The organism is Variovorax humicola (assembly GCF_037889915.1).
In the GTDB taxonomy this organism is placed as follows: Bacteria; Pseudomonadota; Gammaproteobacteria; order Burkholderiales; family Burkholderiaceae_C; genus Variovorax; species Variovorax humicola.
Window position 1 is genome coordinate 1 of the sequence record NZ_JBBKZV010000032.1, and the last position, 14682, is coordinate 14682.

General features: G+C 64.1%; 12 protein-coding genes and 1 tRNA gene. 5 read left to right on the plus strand and 8 right to left on the minus strand.

Translation table 11 applies throughout. From position 1 onward, the window contains the following. Window positions 1-295 precede the first annotated feature (295 nt). From WKW80_RS30400 to WKW80_RS30415, 4 genes are all read right to left on the minus strand, one after another. Window positions 296-1123: an HNH endonuclease gene (locus tag WKW80_RS30400; protein WP_340367327.1), complete on the minus strand. Its 828-nt coding sequence runs from the start codon at window positions 1121-1123 to the stop codon at window positions 296-298. Further along, window positions 1086-2651 carry a ParB N-terminal domain-containing protein gene (locus WKW80_RS30405; protein ID WP_340367328.1) on the minus strand — a complete coding sequence of 522 codons (1566 nt, stop codon included), beginning with the start codon at window positions 2649-2651 and terminating at the stop codon, window positions 1086-1088. Before WKW80_RS30405 ends, WKW80_RS30400 begins: the two co-directional genes overlap by 38 nt. A gap of 467 nt (window positions 2652-3118) precedes the next feature. Then, window positions 3119-3193: transfer RNA gene (locus tag WKW80_RS30410), tRNA-Arg, on the minus strand. Window positions 3194-3236: 43 nt separating this feature from the next. Further along, window positions 3237-3914 carry a TetR family transcriptional regulator gene (locus WKW80_RS30415; RefSeq protein ID WP_340367329.1) on the minus strand — a complete coding sequence of 226 codons (678 nt, stop codon included), beginning with the start codon at window positions 3912-3914 and terminating at the stop codon, window positions 3237-3239. A gap of 173 nt (window positions 3915-4087) precedes the next feature. Between WKW80_RS30415 and WKW80_RS30420 the strand changes: the two genes are divergently transcribed. From WKW80_RS30420 to WKW80_RS30435, 4 genes are all read left to right on the plus strand, one after another. Beyond that, a complete protein-coding gene (locus WKW80_RS30420) occupies window positions 4088-5416 on the plus strand; it encodes an efflux RND transporter periplasmic adaptor subunit (protein WP_340367330.1) in 1329 nt (442 codons plus the stop codon). Between the two features lie 13 nt (window positions 5417-5429). Next, complete coding sequence (locus WKW80_RS30425) at window positions 5430-8588, plus strand: efflux RND transporter permease subunit (RefSeq protein WP_340367331.1); 3159 nt, start codon at window positions 5430-5432, stop codon at window positions 8586-8588. A 16-nt stretch (window positions 8589-8604) separates the two neighbouring features. Beyond that, window positions 8605-10053, plus strand: coding sequence for an efflux transporter outer membrane subunit (locus WKW80_RS30430; protein WP_340367332.1), 1449 nt, complete (start codon window positions 8605-8607; stop codon window positions 10051-10053). Between the two features lie 79 nt (window positions 10054-10132). Then, window positions 10133-10891: a c-type cytochrome gene (locus WKW80_RS30435; RefSeq protein ID WP_340367333.1), complete on the plus strand. Its 759-nt coding sequence runs from the start codon at window positions 10133-10135 to the stop codon at window positions 10889-10891. Between the two features lie 90 nt (window positions 10892-10981). On the opposite strand, the gene WKW80_RS30440 is transcribed toward WKW80_RS30435, so the two are convergent. From WKW80_RS30440 to WKW80_RS30455, 4 genes are all read right to left on the minus strand, one after another. Next, window positions 10982-11521 (minus strand): DUF2946 family protein, encoded by a 540-nt coding sequence (locus WKW80_RS30440; protein WP_340367334.1) that lies wholly within the window; start codon window positions 11519-11521, stop codon window positions 10982-10984. An 81-nt stretch (window positions 11522-11602) separates the two neighbouring features. Then, window positions 11603-12586 carry a YheT family hydrolase gene (locus WKW80_RS30445; protein ID WP_340367335.1) on the minus strand — a complete coding sequence of 328 codons (984 nt, stop codon included), beginning with the start codon at window positions 12584-12586 and terminating at the stop codon, window positions 11603-11605. Then, entirely contained in the window at window positions 12586-13035 is a 450-nt protein-coding gene (locus WKW80_RS30450) for a YybH family protein (protein WP_340367336.1), read from the minus strand. The genes WKW80_RS30445 and WKW80_RS30450 overlap by 1 nt, the downstream gene beginning before the upstream one ends. A gap of 149 nt (window positions 13036-13184) precedes the next feature. Then, a complete protein-coding gene (locus tag WKW80_RS30455) occupies window positions 13185-13949 on the minus strand; it encodes a hypothetical protein (protein WP_340367337.1) in 765 nt (254 codons plus the stop codon). A 46-nt stretch (window positions 13950-13995) separates the two neighbouring features. On the opposite strand from WKW80_RS30455, the gene WKW80_RS30460 reads away from it, so the two are divergent. Further along, a complete protein-coding gene (locus tag WKW80_RS30460) occupies window positions 13996-14580 on the plus strand; it encodes a LemA family protein (RefSeq protein ID WP_340367338.1) in 585 nt (194 codons plus the stop codon). Window positions 14581-14682: the final 102 nt, after the last annotated feature.

Below are 14682 nucleotides of genomic sequence, written 5' to 3' on the forward strand. Positions count from 1 at the left end.
TCTCAACAGCCGCATCGACGAGCTTCTGCCTCACAACTGGCGACCGGCCTGATCCAGGCGTCCACACACGCCTCACGTCCGCCTTCAAGGTGGGACGGCGAGCCGCTTACTCCGCGCCGCCTCGCGGCCAATTTGATGCGGCAAGTCTGGCAGCGTGCGCGGGGCCCTTTGCGCTTCGGTGGTTCATGCGTTTGCTCATTGGCCTCAACCCCAACCTCGTCCACAAGTGGCGCCGCACGGGCCCTGCTAACTCTGAGCCCGTGCGGGCGCGGCCCATGCGGATATCGATTCTTAACTATACAGAGGAAGCGGTCGCATAGAAGTGCTCCTGACAGCGCACCTCGAAGTGATCCACCACCGGAAGCGCTGACGGTAATCTTAATTTGAGGCGCAACTGTGAGTCCTTCACCCCATTCCCGCAGCCGGGATATGTACAGGATTTTCTCTGAGCCAGAACGCAATATCTTGCGGTTAAACCCAAATAGGAATTCTCGTTGTCGAAGTGATTGAGATCTTCCATATCGAGATCCCCGTACAACCAGTTTTGAGCCACCGACGGTTGGAGAGCGCTGAGCCAGGACGATTTTCCAACATTGCAATCGTTGCACAGCAATTGCCAATTAGTTCCTTTCGCGATGTCTCCAAGAAGTCTAAATGGAATTCGGTGATCGAGATGCTCTTCTGCGTCCTTCAATGGGACGCCGCATAGGGAACATCTTTCTGCTTGCCTTTGTCGCAAGGCTTTGTACATGCTCATGCGAGTCATACGCAAATCCGCAATTCCCATCTTGCGTCTAACGGGTCTTTGCCCGCTTGTGAAATACAGTTGATCCGCTATTTCTTTTAGCACCGTCACGAGCAAATGATCATCGGACTTAATTCCCAGTTCCCGCAGATGCTCAACGATCAATGGCTTCACCAAGGTATCTCGACTTAATCTATGCACTGCCCGGCTTGGCATCAAGCCAAATATAAGCGGAACGATCCGAATGCGATCTGCCTCGGAGAAAAAATCAGTAACCGTCTCCCCCGGAATGGCTCCGTGATAGATGAAGATGCGCTTAAAGAGCTCAATCCTCTCGATATCAGTTAGTCTTGCCGGTGATGAGACTGGATTTGTCATACTGATAATTTCCCTTTTTTTCGAGGAAAGTCTTAAGCGCAGTCTGGATAGCAGCACGACCGGCTCCAGTATTAAGACTTTTCATCTTCCAGGTACGCTGGAAGAATTCGACTGGAATTAGCGAAGCAACCTTCTCAGCCCTCTTACGAATTTTTGCGCGAAGTTGCTCAAGTGGAGTTTCTTTGCTCTGTGAATCTGGAATAAAAAACTCCTCATCCTGTTGCGTCAGATTGAAGAGGAAGACATTTTGCAATTCCAACAGAGTTGCCGCCAACATAAGGTTCGAAGCGCCCACCTTCCACGGCTTGAATTCTGGCGGCGCCTCTTTCTCGTAGTAGCCGCGAATGGCATCCCAAAAATCGATGAAAAATATGCCCCAATCACCGTCTACCCACCGGTGTTGTCGCTCCCGTTTCACGATGCTCGCTTTCCCGGTGATGTCAGGATACAAATTCGCGACGATCTGCTTAATTGCACTGTGTTTGCCGTTGTGCCAAGCCTTTGCAATCTTGACCATGGTCTTATAGCCAATCTTGGTTTCTTCGTTTCCTTGACTAGCCATTGAGACCAGTTGATAGAACGGACTGGTCCCGTCGAAGTTCACGACTCGCATCAGCTCATACTCAACGACCTTGACTTTTGCCTGAGTAAGTCGTGCTTTTAAGTCTTCCAGTTCATCGCCAGTGAGCGACAGAGCAGCATTTTGCGTGATGAATTGATCAGGGATTCCTTGGGCTGTGTAGTTGACGACCGTGAACTGAAAAACTTGTTCGGGCCAACTGCAGTCATAGATTGCGATTACGGCAAAAGGAATGTTTCGCTCGCATCTAGTTGCACCCTTCAGTCGATGCTGCCCGTCAATTACTGTGCAGGGCTTAGCGAGATCAAATAGGTCAGTTTTATTTGCCTCGCACCAGGTGCTATCTTCGAGTTTGTTGGCGAGTTCCATGAGCAGGGAGCGGCCGAGTTCGATCTCACCATCGTCGCCGACTGGATCGTCGTCCTCCCCATCGGAGTCCGAATCGTCTTCCTCATCGTCAGAATCGTCGTCTGCCCCACTGGTCTCACTGAGCCGGAGGCTGATCTGTGCCTTGATACTCTGAACCGCATCCGCAAGTGAATTCGGCTCTGGATCGAAGGAAATCGTTAATTTGCAAGGACGCGTTGGCAAATCATTGTGGCCATCTAGGAACTGCAAGCGCACGCGCCGGTCAGTCTCGCTGCTCACTCGATGGATGCCAACAATCAGCGCAGTGGGTGACTGATTGACCGGATCTTTGAAGTACTCCTGGGCACGGTCGACACGAGCGGCGTCATCCGGCCTTTGAAAGCCGACCAGCCCTTTCTCCGATCTGCGGGGAATCCCCGCCCAAGTGGAGACCTCCTCAGCGGTCGCAACGAAGCTGATCAACCACGGGGCGCCAGGATCTTGTGCCTGCCGATAGGCGGTTCCAAAGTAGTCTCGTTCCAAAATATTGCTCCAGTGAATATGTGAAATTCTTGAACGTCGCGTGATGGCAGACATCATGCCAAGAGCCTTAAGCGCTTAGAGCCTGAGACCGCGCATCCAGCATGCACGGATGCTTGAGAGGCCAACCCTCGCGCGCGAAGAATACAACGTCGCTCGAAGGTTGCAGCACGGCCAGATTGGACCGCGCCTCCGCCCCGACTAGATAACGCCGTTCGAATCAATCGCGAAAAGTCCGGCGGTCCACATCGTCAAGTGGCGATCGCATTGGGCTCTCTTGCTAGCGTCTACAGGGAGTCCGACTGGAGTCAAGGCTTCTTAAGCCTTCGAGATTGTCGAGTGCTGCTAGCGGGCGGCGGTCTGCGCCGAAAGTGCCCCCCAATTCCGTAGAAGTTGCCCCCAGCAATGCCCCCTAATGCCCCCGGATTGATGCACACTTCTGCGCACGCACTCGCATGGCCGACAAGGCATTTCAGAGGGAAAACGAAAAAGGCCGGAAGCATACGCACGCTTCCAGCCTTTGAATTTGGTCCCGCCGCCAGGAATCGAACCTGGATCTCAGCCTTCGGAGGGCCGAATTCTATCCGTTGAAATACAGCGAGAGAGGGTTTGCGCCGGCATCGAACCGGAGCCTCGCATTATCGCCTATTGCGCGGCATTGCTGGCGACATCAGGGGCTTTTGCCTCCATCTCCGGTCGCGAACCCGTCCGATCGAATCCAAGGCCGGCCAGGTACACGTTGAACGCACGTCGCCCCGTCGGCGCCAGCGCGAACGCTTCCGGATCCAGCAGCCAGTTCTGAATCAACCCGCTGACCAGCGCATGCAGCCCCTGCGCGGCCATCGGCGCGGGCATGGCGAGCTTGACCTTGGCACGGCGCGCGGCCTGGCGCAGTGCCTTCTCGAAATCGATCACGCAGGCGTCGCGGCTTTCCAGGTGACGGCGCTGCAGAGACGCGGTCTCGCCCGCGTACTCGACCTTGTGCGTGGCCACCTCGAACACGCGGCGCACCTGCGGGTCGGTCGTGACCTGGCGCAACGCGCTGACCATCGCCTTTTCGATCACATCGAGAGGGTCGTGCGCGGGATGGTCGCTCGCATGTCGTGCGGCTTCGAGCGGCAAGGTGACGCGCTCCATCATCGCGTGGAACAAATCCGCCTTGTCCTTGAAATGCCAATAGACAGCGCCGCGCGTAGCACCTGCCTGCTCGGCGATCTGCTGCAGCGAGGTGTTCGACACCCCTTGCGACTGGAACAGCAACTCGGCCGCATCGAGCAGGCGATGGCGGGTGGCGAGTGCTTCTTCCTTGGTACGGCGCGCCAATGCGGTCTGCTCCTGGGTTGTGTAGATTCCGGAGTGGCCGGGCGCGCAGACTATACATTCACCGACGTATGTAAACTAGCGGACTTGCCCTCGGGACGCCGCATTGCCATGGTTCTTGCTTCGCAGGTTGCGCCCCACTCCCGTCTCTCTTCGCTCCCACTGGAAGGAATCGCATGCCTGCATCGCATGTCACTCAACGTGTGTCGTTTTCGGTGCGTTCCGTCGTTGCCGCTGCTGCCGTCGTGGCGCTGATGACCTTGGCCGCCTGCGGCAAGAGCGAGGCGCCGGCCGCGGGCGGCGCGGCGGCAGGCGGTGGCGCGGGCGGTGGCGGCAAGCCGCCGGCACCCGAGGTGGGCGTGGTGATCGCAACGCCGGGCGAAGTCGGCCTGGTGACCGAACTGCCGGGCCGGCTCGAGGCTTCTCGTGTGGCGCAGGTGCGGGCCCGCGCCGCCGGCATCCTGCAGGAGCGGCTGTTCCGCGAAGGCAGCGACGTAAAGGCCGGCCAGCCGCTGTTCAAGATCGACCCGTCCCCGTACGCCGCCGCCGCGCAGAGCGCCGCCGCCGCGCTGGCCCGCGCCGAGGCCAATGCGGCGCAGGCCAAGGCGCTGGCCGAGCGCTACAAGCCGCTGGTCGAGGCCAACGCGGTGAGCAAGCAGGAATACGCCACGGCCGTGGCAGCAGCCAAGGCCTCCGAAGCCGACGTGGCCGTCGGTCGCGCGGCGGTGACGACCGCCAACATCAACCTCGGCTATGCCACGGTGACGGCGCCGATCTCCGGGCGCATCGGCCGCGCGCTGGTCACTGAAGGCGCGCTGGTCGGCCAGGGCAACGACGTGACGCAGCTCGCGGTGATCCAGCAGATCAATCCGCTCTACGTGAACTTCACGCAATCCGCCACCGACGTGTTGAAGCTGCGCCGTGCCATGCAGGCCGGCCAGTTCAAGATGGCCGAGGGCGCGGCCGCCGCCAGCGTGCGCGTGGTGCTCGAGGACGGCACCGAATACGCGCAGACCGGCAAGCTGCTGTTCACCGACCTCACGGTCGACGCCACCAGCGGCCAGGTCACGCTGCGCGCCGAGGTGCCCAACCCCAGGGGCGACTTGCTGCCGGGCTTGTATGTGCGCGTGCGCATCGAGCAGGCGAAGGTCAACAACGCGATCACGATTCCGCAGCAGGCCGTGACGCGCACGCAGCAGGGCGACACGGTGTCGGTGGTCGATGCCGAGGGCAAGATCACGAAGCGCACGGTAAAGATCGACACCGCGCAGAACAACCAGTGGGTGGTGCTCGACGGGCTGAAGGCCGGCGAACAGGTGATGGTCGACGGCTTCCAGAAGCTGCAGATGATGCCGCCGGGCACAGCGGTGAAGGCCGTGCCGTGGAAGCCCGCGGCCGCGGCCCCGAGTGCCGCGTCGCCTGCCGCCCCGGCTGCCCCCGCCACTGAATCCGCCGCGTCCACCGGTTCGGCGCCAGCCAACGCGGCAGCCGACGCCAAGCAGTAAGGAGCGCGCCCGCATGGCCAAGTTCTTCATCGAGCGCCCGATCTTCGCGTGGGTGATCGCGCTGTTCATCATCGTGATGGGCAGCGTGGCCATCACGCAATTGCCGATCTCGCAATATCCCCCGGTGGCGCCGCCCGCCATCGTCGTCACCGCCGCCTACCCCGGCGCATCGGCGCAGACGCTCGAAGACAGCGTGCTGGCGGTGATCGAGCGCGAGATGAACGGCTCGCCGGGCCTGATCTACATGGAGTCGGTGGCACAGGCCGATGGCACTGGCACCATCACGATCAGCTTCGAGACCGGCACCAACCCCGACCTCGCGCAGGTGGACGTGCAGAACCGGCTGTCGCGCGCCACGCCGAGGCTGCCGGCGGCCGTGACGCAACAGGGCGTGCGGGTCGACAAGTCGCGCAGCAACTTCCTGCTGTTCACGATCCTGGCTTCGGACAATCCGGCCATCGACACGACGGCGTTGGGCGACTATGCGGCGCGCAACGTGGTGCCCGAACTGCAGCGCCTGCCCGGCATCGGCCAAGCCCAGTTGTTCGGCACCGAGCGCGCCATGCGCATCTGGATCGATCCGACCAAGCTGCAGGGCCTCAACCTGTCGACGGGCGATGTCAACGCGGCCATTCGCGCGCAGAACGCGCAGGTGTCGTCGGGCTCGATCGGCGACCTGCCTAACATCACGGGCCAGAGCATTGCGGCGACAGTGGTGGTCAACGGGCAGCTCTCGTCCGTCGAGCAATTCGGCAACATCGTGCTGCGCGCCAACACCGACGGCTCCGCCGTGCGCCTTCGCGACGTGGCGCGCATCGAACTCGGCGGCCAGGCCTATGCGACCGCGGCGCGCCTGAATGGGCAGCCGGCGGTGGGCATCGGCGTGCAGCTGGCGCCGAGCGGCAACGCGCTGGCCGCCGCCAAGGCAATCCGTAACAAGATGACGGAGCTGTCGAAGTACTTCCCGCAGGGCGTGAAGTGGATCATTCCGTACGACAGCTCGCGCTTCGTCAACATCTCCATCACCGAAGTGGTGAAGACGCTGCTGGAGGCGGTGGCGCTGGTGTTCCTGGTGATGTTCCTGTTCCTGCAGAACTGGCGCTACACGATCATCCCGACCATCGTGGTGCCGATCGCCCTGCTCGGCACCTTCGCCGTGCTGCTCGCGCTGGGCTTCTCGATCAACGTGCTGACCATGTTCGGCATGGTGCTGGTGATCGGCATCGTGGTGGACGACGCGATCGTGGTGGTCGAGAACGTCGAGCGCATCATGAGCGAGGAAGGCCTGCCGCCGCTCGAAGCCACGCGCAAGGCGATGAAGCAGATCTCGGGCGCGATCATCGGCGTGACCGTGGTGCTGATCTCGGTGTTCGTGCCGCTGGCTTTCTTCTCGGGCTCCACCGGCAACATCTACCGCCAGTTCTCGGCGGTGATGGTGGCGTCGATCGCCTTCTCGGCCATGATGGCGCTGTCGCTCACCCCGGCCCTGTGCGCGACGCTCTTGAAGCCGGTCGAGGCCGGGCATCATCACGCGAAGACCGGCTTCTTCGGCTGGTTCAACCGCGGCTTCAGCAGCACGGCCAAAGGCTATGAAAGCCTGGTGGCGCGCATCCTGAAGCGCGCGGCGCGCTACCTCGTCATCTACCTGGCGATCATCGGCGCGGTGGTGTTCGTGTTCCGCAGCCTGCCCACCTCGTTCCTGCCGCAGGAAGACCAGGGCAACATCATCGTCAACGTGCAACTGCCGCCGGGCGCCACGCAGGAACGCACGCTGTCGGTGGTGAAGCAGGTGGAAGACTTCATCCTCAAGCAGCCCGAAGTGCAGAGCATGGTGGGCGTGCTGGGCTTCAGCTTCTCGGGGCAGGGGCAGAACGCCGGCCTGGCTTTCGTGACGCTGAAGGACTGGGACGAGCGCCGCGATCCGGCCCACTCGGCCGAGGCCCTTGCCGGCCGCGCATTCGGCGCGCTGATGAGCGTGCGCGATGCGTTCATCTATCCGCTTTCGCCGCCGCCGATTCCAGAGCTGGGCACCGCAAGCGGCTTCACCTTCCGCCTGCAGGACCGCGGCGGCATGGGCCATGAAGCGCTCATCAACGCACGCAACCAGCTGCTCGGCATGGCCAGCAAGAGCCCGATCCTGACGCAGGTACGCCCCGACGGCCTGGAAGACGCACCGCAACTGCAGATCGACATCGATCGCGACAAGGCGAACGCGCTGGGCGTGACCTTCGATGCGATCAACACCACGTTGTCGACCGCGCTCGGCTCGGCCTACATCAACGACTTTCCGAACCGCGGCCGCCTGCAGCGGGTGGTGGTGCAGGCTGACGCGCCGGCACGGATGCAGCCTGCCGACCTGCTCAAGCTCAACGCGAGCAATACGCAGGGGCAGCCGGTGCCGCTGAGCGCCTTCGCGAGCACGCGCTGGGCCAATGGCGCGCAGCAGACGGTGCGCTACAACGGCTATCCGGCCATTCGCATCTCGGGCTCGGCCGCACAGGGCTACAGCTCGGGCGCGGCGGTGAACGAAATGGAAAAACTGGCCTCGCAGTTGCCGGCCGGCTTCGGCTTCGAATGGACCGGTCAGTCGCGCGAAGAAAAGCTGGCGGGCTCGCAGGCGGTGATCCTCTACGGCTTCTCGATCCTGGCGGTGTTCCTGAGCCTGGCCGCGCTGTACGAGAGCTGGACCATTCCGCTGGCAGTGATCCTGGTGGTGCCGCTCGGCGTGCTCGGGGTGCTGCTGGCGACGCTGCTGCGCTCGTATTCGAACGACGTTTACTTCCAGGTCGGGCTGATCACGATCATCGGCCTGTCGGCGAAGAATGCGATTCTGATCATCGAGTTCGCGAAGGACTTGCAGGCATCCGGACGGGGCATCATCGAATCGGCGCTGGCTGCGGCGCACTTGCGGTTCCGGCCGATCATCATGACCTCGCTGGCCTTCGGCCTTGGCGTGTTGCCGCTGGCGCTGGCATCGGGCGCGGGCTCGGCCAGCCAGCGCGCCATCGGCACGGGCGTGCTCGGCGGCATGCTCACCGGCACCACGCTCGCGGTGATCTTCGTCCCGGTGTTCTTCGTGGTCGTGCGCACGCTGTTCAAGGGCAGCCAGCGCCAGCATGAAGCGGACTTGCGCCACGCGCAGGCGGCGGGCATTCAAGAGGCCCATGACTGAACGCGAGCACACCACCATGTCATCACGCAGCATGAAACTGATCCCCCTCGTGCCCCTCGTGCCCCTCGTGCCCCTCGTGCCCCTCGTGCTGGCGGCGGCGCTGGTCGCGACCGGCTGTTCGCTTGCGCCGACGTACGAGCGCCCGGCCGCACCGGTGCCGAACGTGTTCCCCGGCGATCCTCCGCAGCCCGGTGGCGCGGCCGCATCGACCGTGGCATGGCAGGACTTCTTCACCGACCCGCGACTGGCCAAGCTCATCGACACGGCGCTGGCCAACAACCGCGACCTGCGCATCGCGGTGCAGAACATCGAGCAGGCGCGCGCGCAGTTCCAGGTGCAGCGATCGGCGCTGTTCCCCACCGTGGGCGTGGCAGCCAGCGGTTCGCGCTCGAGCCCCAATCCGTTCCAGACGTTCGGCCTGGGCGGCAGTGTGACGTCGCAGTATTCGGTCAACCTTGGAATCACCGCCTGGGAGATCGATTTCTTCGGCCGCATCACGAGCCTGAAGGACGCGGCGCTGGCCCAATACCTCGCGACGGAAGAGGCACGCAATGCGGTGCAGATCAGCCTGATCGCATCGGTGGCCAACGGCTGGCTGCAATTGCTGGCCGACGAAGAGCAACTGGAGATCACGCGGCAGACGCTGACCACGCGCGAAGATTCGCAACGCCTGACGAAGATGCGCTTTGACAACGGCGTGTCGTCCGAGATCGACATGCAACTGGCCAACTCGCTCGCCGAGAACGCACGCGCGGCACTTGCGGCATTGCAACGGGCACGCCTCCAGGACGAGAACGCGCTGGCCTTGCTGCTCGGCGCGCCGGTGCCGGCCGAATCGATGGCTGGCATCCGCAGCCTCGAAGATGCGCAGCCCATGGCCGACGTGCCGGCCGGTCTGCCGTCCGACCTGCTGGCCGACCGGCCCGACATCCGCGCCGCCGAGCAGCAGTTGATTGCGGCCAATGCCAACATCGGCGCGGCGCGCGCGGCCTTCTTCCCGCGCGTGGCGCTGACCACTTCGGTCGGCACGCAGAGTACGCAGTTCTCCAACCTGTTCGACAGCGGCACCAAGGCATGGGTGTTCGCGCCGCAGATCACCTTGCCGATCTTCGATGCCGGCCGCAACCAGGCCAACCTCGACTCGGCACGTGCCGGTCGCGAAATCGCCGTGGCGCAGTACGAGAAGTCGATCCAGAGTGCCTTCCGCGACGTGGGCGACGCGCTCGCCGGCCGGCAGACGCTCGGCGATGAGGTACGGGCATTGCGCGCAACGACCGAGGCGGAGACCGTGCGGCTGAGGCTCAACACCTTGCGCTGGCGCAACGGCATTGCCAGCTCGCTCGACCTGCTCGACGCGCAGCGCTCGCTGTTCACCGCGCAATTGGCCACGGTGCAGGCGCGGCTGCAGCAATTGCAGAACCAGGTCACGCTGTACAAGGCGCTGGGGGGCGGATGGAAGGCATGAGCCGGGGCATGCAGTGGCCCTCCCTATAATCGCCCGTTGATTTGCAGACCCCCGAGAAGCCCCCGATTTTGAGGACGCCATGAGCGCAGACCCGCATTCCCAGGCCACAGAAGAAGCCCACACCGGCCCGATCAAGAACCCCAGGCAACTCTTGCTGGCGGTTTTCTTCTCGTTCGTCGTCCCGATCGGGATCATCTTTGCGCTGGTTGCCTATGTCGTGTCGGGTACGCAGCCCGCCGGCGCGGCCAAGACTGAACTCGACCTGTACGGCGTCACCAAGGATGCGCGCGACAAGGAAGTGGCCGAGCGCCTGAAGCGCGTCGGCTCCATCGAGATCCGTGACGCCAATCGACCGCTCGCGCAGGGCGAAGTGGTGTTCAAGGGCCAATGCGTGGCTTGCCATGGCACGCCGGGCATCCCGACCGCACCGCACTACGGCGACGCGGCCGCGTGGGGTCCGCGCATCGGCCAGGGCTTCGCGACCCTGCTGGAGCACGCACTCAAGGGCAAGGGCGCCATGCCGGCCCAGGGCGGCGGCGACTTCGAAGACCTCGAAATCGGCCGCGCCGTTGTCTACTTGGCCAATGCAGGCGGTGCCAAGTTCCCGGTGCCGGAACGGCCCGCCGAAGGTGCCGCGCCGGCCAACGGTGCCGCCCCGGCTCCAGCTGCGGCTGCCCCGGCTCCAGCTGCGGCTGCTCCGGCCCCAGCTGCGGCTGCTCCGGCCCCAGCTGCGGCTGCTCCGGCCCCAGCAGCGGCTGCCTCGGCCCCCACAGCGGCCGCCGCGCCGGCCGCTGCTGCTCCTGAAACGGCGCCTGCCGCACCGGCTCCCGCCAAATAGGAAGACTCTGCCCCCCATGAAGCCGACCCATTGGGTCGGCTTTTTCATTGGCGTCGCGGGTCATGCCCGGGTTACGGGCGGGTCATGGGGTTATAGCTTCTGCGTGGAACGCGTCGCCGCGGGGCTCAGCACATGGCCGAAACGTCCGGGCAGATCGGCGGCCAGGACGTCTTCGGGCTGCCAGTGGCCTTGCTCGATGGCTTCGGCCGCCACGCCGACATCCTGCGTGTGCACCAGGCCCAGCCCGGCGGCTGCAACCAGGTAGAGTTTTCCTGATTCGTCCATCAGGCAGGCGGTGGGTTCAGCCGGGACGCCGGTGTGCGACGTGACCGCGAAATCGCCTTCGGCAATTCGCCACACCATCGGCGCCGCCTCCAACTCCACATACACGCGCTGCGGCCCGTTCTGGAAGAACCATTGCCCGGCCGCGTCGCACTCGTAATTGCGCTGGATGAAGTCGATCAGCTTGACGTGCTGCAGCAGCGAGCCCCTGGCCTCGACGAACGGTCCCGCCGCCTGCGTGCGGTCGTCGCGCAAATACCAGTTGCCACGGGCATCGAGTCCGAGCCAGCCGTAGCAATGGGGCACATTGGGCCATTTGACGAGGGCCTGCTTGACGATGTCATCCATGGAGGCATTTTGCTCTCCCCCAGGCTCCGCGCCACCCCCGCACGAAGATCTACCGACCTTGCTAAAGCAACCGGCACGGCACTAATGTGCGCGGAGCCACTCGCCGACGGCCTGCGGCATCGCCTGCACATGTCCGGGCGGCAGGCCGCGCGGAAAACCCACATGGCCGCCCTGTGCCGGCTGCCAGAGCGTGACGTTGGCACCGACCTCGCCGGGCCGCGGCAGGCTGTGGGCAGGCACGAACGGGTCGTTGGCGGCGTTGACCACCAGCGCCGGAATTCGGATCTCCGACAGGTGCGGCTTGGCCGAGCCTCGTCGCCAGTAGTCGTCGGTGTCGCGAAAACCGTGCAGCGGCGCGGTGAAGACGTTGTCGAAGGTGTAGAGGTCGCGCACCGCGAGGAGCGCCTCGCGTTTGAAGAGGCCGGGATGCTGCGCCAGCTTGGCCAGCGCCTTGGGCTTCATGGTCGACAGGAACATGCGCGTGTAGACCAGCTTGTTGAAGCCCCGGCCGATGGCGCGGCCGCCTGCGGCCAGGTCGACGGGCGCCGACACCGCTGCGACGGCCCGCACGATGCGGCCGGCGCTGTTGCCCGCTTCTTCCGCCCAGCGCAGCAGCGCATTGCCCCCGAGCGACACACCCGCCGAATACAAGACGCCGCCACCAACGGCATCGTGCATCAGGCGAAGCCGTGCAAGGATCCATCCGATCTCTTCGAAATCGCCCGAATGATAGGCGCGCGGCCCGAGGTTCAGTTCGCCGCTGCAGCCGCGAAAGTGCGGCACCGCGAAAGCCATGCCACGCGCCGCCGCGAATGCCGCGAAGGCCTCGGCGTAGTGACTGCGCGACGAGCCTTCGAGCCCGTGAAACAGCACCAGCAGCGGCTGCCCTTTCCTGGGCGCGCCCTGGTCCAGGAAGTCGATATCGATGAAGTCTCCATCCGGCGTCGTCCAGCGCTCGCGCCTGTAGACCGGCGCGGGGCCTTCCGTTCGCCTGCCGTACAACGCGGGCCAGATGGTTTGCAGGTTGCCGCCGGGCAACCAGTGAGGTGCTGCGTACGTTTGCATCAATGGAGTGTTTGCGGTGCCTCGCTCGCGTCGTCGGGTTCGCGGGCGGAGCCGGGGCTGGCATGGTGCGCGACCATGCGCCAGCCTTCGGCGGTCTTGTGATAAACGTTGGTGGCCAGCACGTAGGCATGGCGCGGGCCGTCCGGCGTGAGCACTTCGATGCGCTCCAGCACGTTGTGCACCGCGCTGGCGAGCGACTCGACCTTGCGCACGTGCGCCGGTGTGGCGTGAATGACGCCGTTGCCGAACATCTGCTCGAACGCCGCCCGGATAGCGATCGGCCCGACCAGGCGCGGACCGCCGGGATGCACGCAAAAAACTTCGTCGTCGTCGGACCAGCAGGTCATCAGCGCCTCGACGTCGCCGCGCTGCAGCGACTCGTAGAAAGCCGCCTCGACATCGTCGGCAGTTCCGCTCAAGGCGGCGGCGCGGTGAGGGGGCTTGGGCATGGGGCCAATTTTGCCCTGCTCGCGCCGAATCGGTCCGGCTACCGTGTGGGCAACGCAGGAAGTGTTTCACATTCAGCTCAAAAATAAGAGCGCAGCCACCGGCCGCCGGGGATGCCCGGGCCGGTTCCGATTTCTCCGGGCCGAGTGAGTCAGGCTGACGGATCGACGCGCAGCCAGGTGTCCACCACCTCGTCCAGGCTGCCCTGTGTGGCAAGCCACACCACATCGGGTGCGGCAATGTGCACGCCCGGCGGAGCCGACTGCAATGCGCGCTCGACAAACTCCGCGACCTTGCTTGCGCGCACCGGCTGCTCGCTGCTGGGCACCATGTAGCGAAAAATCGAGAGCATCCACGCAGCCAGCCGCTCGGCAGGATTGGCAAGGCGCTGCGCCGCCGGCTTCTGCGCCGAGCGCACGAGCAGCACGCGCTCGAATCCCAGCGCGACGACGGCATGCTCGTCGAGGCTGGCCAAGCCGCGCTTGAGGGCGTCGGGCATCCGGCCCTGCGCGTGCGGCTGCACGACGGCGATGGTCTTCACCCCGCAGGCCTTGAGCCAGCGCGCCAGCTCGGGCAAATCGGCGGGCGCGGGCGTCCACAGCGCGCGTTCGCGATCGTGATAAAGCCGGGGCGGGTCGAATGAAACCAGCGCCACATCGGCCGCGCACAAGGGCCACTGTGCGATCGGCAAGGCGGGCACCTGCAACGATTCGACGCCGCGCAACCCGTCGATGATCGGCTCCTTCGCGAGCACCAGCAGGCAGGCATGGCGTTGCGCGCCGGCCATGCGGTTCAGCAGTTCGTTGCCCAGTGCACCGCTGGCACCGGCGAGCAGCAAGGTCGACGCAGCAGCGCGTGCGGGCGGTGATACCGGGCGCCCGGCCGCTTGCAGCGCTTGAAAAGTATCGACCGACATGCATCTATGCTACCGTCGCCGCCTTGTCTTTCAGGAGGAACGAATAATGAAACGCTGGTTGTTCATGATCATGGTGGCCCTGTCCTTGACGGGCTGTGGCTACAACGATTTCCAGAAGCTCGACGAGAGCAGCAAATCGGCCTGGAGCGAAGTGCTGAACCAGTACCAGCGTCGCGCGGACCTGGTGCCGAACATCGTGGCCAGCGTGAAGGGCGAGGCCAACTTCGAGCAGGACACGCTGACCAAGGTGGTCGAGGCGCGCGCCAAGGCCACGTCGATCCAGGTGACGCCCGAGACGCTCAACAACCCCGAGGCCTTCAACAAGTTCCAGCAGGCGCAGGGCGAACTGTCGGGCGCGCTGTCGCGGCTCATGGTGGTGGCCGAGCGCTATCCGACGCTTCAGGCCAACCAGGCCTTTCGTGACCTGCGCGTGACGCTCGAAGGCACCGAGAACCGCATCACCGTGGCACGCAACAACTACATCAAGACGGTGCAGGAATTCAACGTGCTCGCGCGCAGCTTTCCGACCAACATCACGGCGAAGATCTTCAGCTACGAGCCGAAGGCGACGTTCAGCGTGCAGAACGAGGCTGAGATCTCCAAGCCGCCCAAGGTCGATTTCAACAAATAGGCCCCCCCACCAAGTCAAGCGCGCTTCGTGTCGCTGCGCCAACCCCCTCGCCCGGGGCAACACCCGCCGCGCGGCATAGCCGGCTCCGCGGTGTTCGCCGAA